This is a genomic window from Caballeronia sp. (genome assembly GCF_049581465.1).
Taxonomy (GTDB): domain Bacteria; phylum Pseudomonadota; class Gammaproteobacteria; order Burkholderiales; family Burkholderiaceae; genus Caballeronia.
Genome location: NZ_JBAUSA010001371.1, coordinates 1 through 3089, shown reverse-complemented (window position 1 = coordinate 3089; position 3089 = coordinate 1). Strand labels below are relative to the sequence as shown.

The 3089-nt window shown below is 62.7% G+C and carries 1 protein-coding gene and 2 pseudogenes; all 3 read left to right on the top strand.

The features are described 5' to 3' along the window. Positions 1–517: pseudogene (locus WCA53_RS33215) on the top strand (hypothetical protein); the annotation flags it as partial. Beyond that, positions 505–2370, top strand: a complete 1866-nt coding sequence (locus WCA53_RS33210; protein WP_423922033.1) for a CHASE2 domain-containing protein — start codon at positions 505–507, stop codon at positions 2368–2370. The pseudogene WCA53_RS33215 and the gene WCA53_RS33210, both read left to right, overlap by 13 nt. Beyond that, positions 2357–3089 (top strand): annotated as a pseudogene (locus tag WCA53_RS33205) (tetratricopeptide repeat protein); the annotation flags it as partial. The gene WCA53_RS33210 and the pseudogene WCA53_RS33205, both read left to right, overlap by 14 nt.

Sequence of the window (3089 nt, the reverse complement as noted above, 5' to 3'; positions counted from 1 at the left end):
CCCCGTAGTCGTGCCGGAAGCCCAGCAGATTTTCTGGGGCCGTTTCACCCCCCTGGCGTCGATGCCCGCGAAAACTACGTTCGCCGACGTCCTGGCGCTTGGCAGCGAGCAGGTCGGTACGATCCTGCCGTTCACCATGACCCGTACGCCGCAGACGGACATGGTCATGCCGGCCACCGGTAACTTTACGTTTGGGCTGCAACACTCGCAAGCCTATGTAATGGATTCGTCGACTGGCATCGCCAGCAAGGCTGCGATCAGCAACCCGTCACTGTCGATCAATTTCGGCACTGGAACCTTCACGACCCAACTGAACCTCGCCGCAAACGGCTCGAACTATTCGGTCTCTGGATTTGGAACGGTCTCAAGTGACGGCAAGCTCGCGGGCGCCTATGTCTCGCCTGCGATTATCACTGGCGCGCTGGCGGGCAAGAACGCAACGCAGGCTGGCTATCTCTTCACACAGGGCCTCGGCGCAACGACCACCGCGGTTGGAGCGACGCTGTGGGGCCGCTAGAACGCCTCACACAACTTGACCGCGTTCGCCTGACCCTGTTTGCGCTGATTTCCCTGGTAGCGTGGTCGCTGGGGAGCGGCGCGTGGTCACCCGAGCCGTATCGGCGGATCGGATTCGCGCTCGACGACTGGCGGCAGGTCCATATGCTCGCCACCACACGCGATGCGCGAATCGCGGTAATCGACATCGACGAACACTCGCTCGACGCGATCGGTCCATGGCCTTGGCCACGCGCAGTCCTCGCACAGCTAGCGCAGAATCTCTTCACGCAGTATCACGCCCGGTCGGTCGGGCTGGACATCTTGCTGCCCGACGCGGGACAGCCCGACGGCGATCGTGCGCTGCTTGCGCTTGCACATCGGTATCCGCTCGTGTTTGCGCAAGCGTTCGATCTATCGCGCAATGTGGAGGCACCCAAGGCCGGGTACGTCGGAGGCGCGCTTGCGGCCAGGGGGGATGCATTGCGGGCGCCGGTTGCCGCGGGTTTCATTGGCAACTTCTTTAGCGATCCGAATGTCTGCGTGGGACACGTGACCCCGAGTGCCGACCTGGACGGCGTCGTGCGTTCGATTCCGCCCCTGATCCGCTACGAAGGGGTCGCCTATCCGATGCTCGCGTGGGCCATGCTGCATTGCCGGCGCGCCGGGCAATCGCCCGCGTTTTCTATTGAATCGCTGCCCACCGATGCGCACGGACTCATGAGTATTCCGTATCACCTGTCAATGCAATCCTTTGATGTCGTGCCCGCGCTGGAGGTGCTCGCCGGAAACGCGCCGTCTGCGCTGTTAGCCGACCGGGTTGTGCTCGTTGGTTCCTCGTCGATCGGACTGGAAGACCATATCGCGTCGCCGATCGCCCCGTGGTTACCCGCCGTGATCGTGCACGCGGAACTCCTTTCGCATCTGCTCGACGGCAACGTGACGGGCACATTCAGGGCCGCTTCCAGAGAGTTGCCGATCGCGTGGACGGCCTGCGCGACCATCGTGTTTGCTTTGCTGTTCAGGCTGCAGCGGGCGCCGCTAGCGTTGCTGGCGCTCATCGTGACAACGTCGCTTTGGCTTGCGCTCGTGCTCTCGACGCACGCAGTGGCAGCCGACCTGGCGGCGTTGCCACTCGTACCCGCAGCAGTCTATATGCTGATTCAGGCGCCCTTTGAATGGATCTTCTCGCAGGCGGCGATACGTTCGTTCGAGCGGCGCTTTAGCCGTTACCTGCCGCCCACCGTGCTGCGCGAAATCGTGCGGCGTCACGGCTTTAGCGCGTTCAAGCCGGAGCGCCGCGAGATCTCGGTGCTATTCGTCGACATCGAGGGCTACACGCGGCTAGCGGAACAGATGCCACCCGAGCGCCTGGTCGCCATGACCGAGGTCATTCTCACGCGGCTGACTCATTGCGTGTATGAGACCGCGGGTACGCTCGATAAGTACATCGGCGATTCGTTGATGGCGTTTTGGGGCGCCCCGCTCACGCAGGCGGATCACGCCGACCGTGCGCTCGACTGCGCGCGCGCGATGCTGCGTGAACTCGACGCCCTGAACCAGAAGAGCGACCCCCTGATGAACGGCCAGACAATCCGCGTGCGTATCGGCGTCAACAGCGGGAGCGCCGTGGTGGGTGAACTCGGCTCGACATCACGTCAGTCCTACACCGCCATTGGCGATGCGATCAACGTGGCATCGCGACTTCAGGATTACGCCAAGGTCGTTGAAACGGACTTGCTAGTGGGGCAAGAAACGGCGCGTCTTGTCACCCGTCACGCACTGCGTGCATTTGCTCACGCCACGTTGCGCGGGCGCGTCGCCCCCGAATTGCTCTACGTGCTAGATGAAGTGGAGCGCGATGCAGTCCATTAGCCGCCTTTTGAGCGCGGGTCTCGTTTGCTGCATCGTCGCTTCGCATGTGCACGCTCAAACACCCGACATCGACCTGCAGCAAGTCATTGACGAGGATCTGCAGGCGCAGGCACAGGTCGAGACCGACAACGGTCACAGTCAGCACGCGCTCGCGTTATTGAACGAACTGGTTGAACGGGACCCACGCCGCGCCGGAGCGCTTCTCGACGCTGCGGTGCTGTATTGCCAGCTCGGCGAGCGTGATTTATCGCTCGAGACGCTCGCGCGTATCGAGAAGGGTTACTTGGTACCCCCCGCCATCCAAAAGCTGATCACCTTCTACAGGAACAGTGGATGCACGCCGACTGTCGCGCGGCCGAAGCTCAGCGCGAGTATCGGTATCGGCACAACGTCGAATGCCAATTTCGGCCCATCCAGTCCATTCGTGACATTCGCGCCCGGGGCGCCGATTGCCGGGGGGCCTGTCGCACCGGACAGTCTCGCCCACAAAGACCAGTACGTGGAGTCGTCCGTGCAGGGCGAGTTACCGATTGCCATGCTGCCGAGCGTCACGCTACTGGCCGCACTGACGGACCGCCAATATGAAAGCGAGCATGGGTACGACCAGCGCACAGCGACAGTCGGTGTCGCGCACCTGGCGGCCCTCGGGCAAGGCGAGATAGGCAACCAGCTCACGGCGGACCTGCTGTGGCTTGGCACGAATCTCTATCAACGCAACC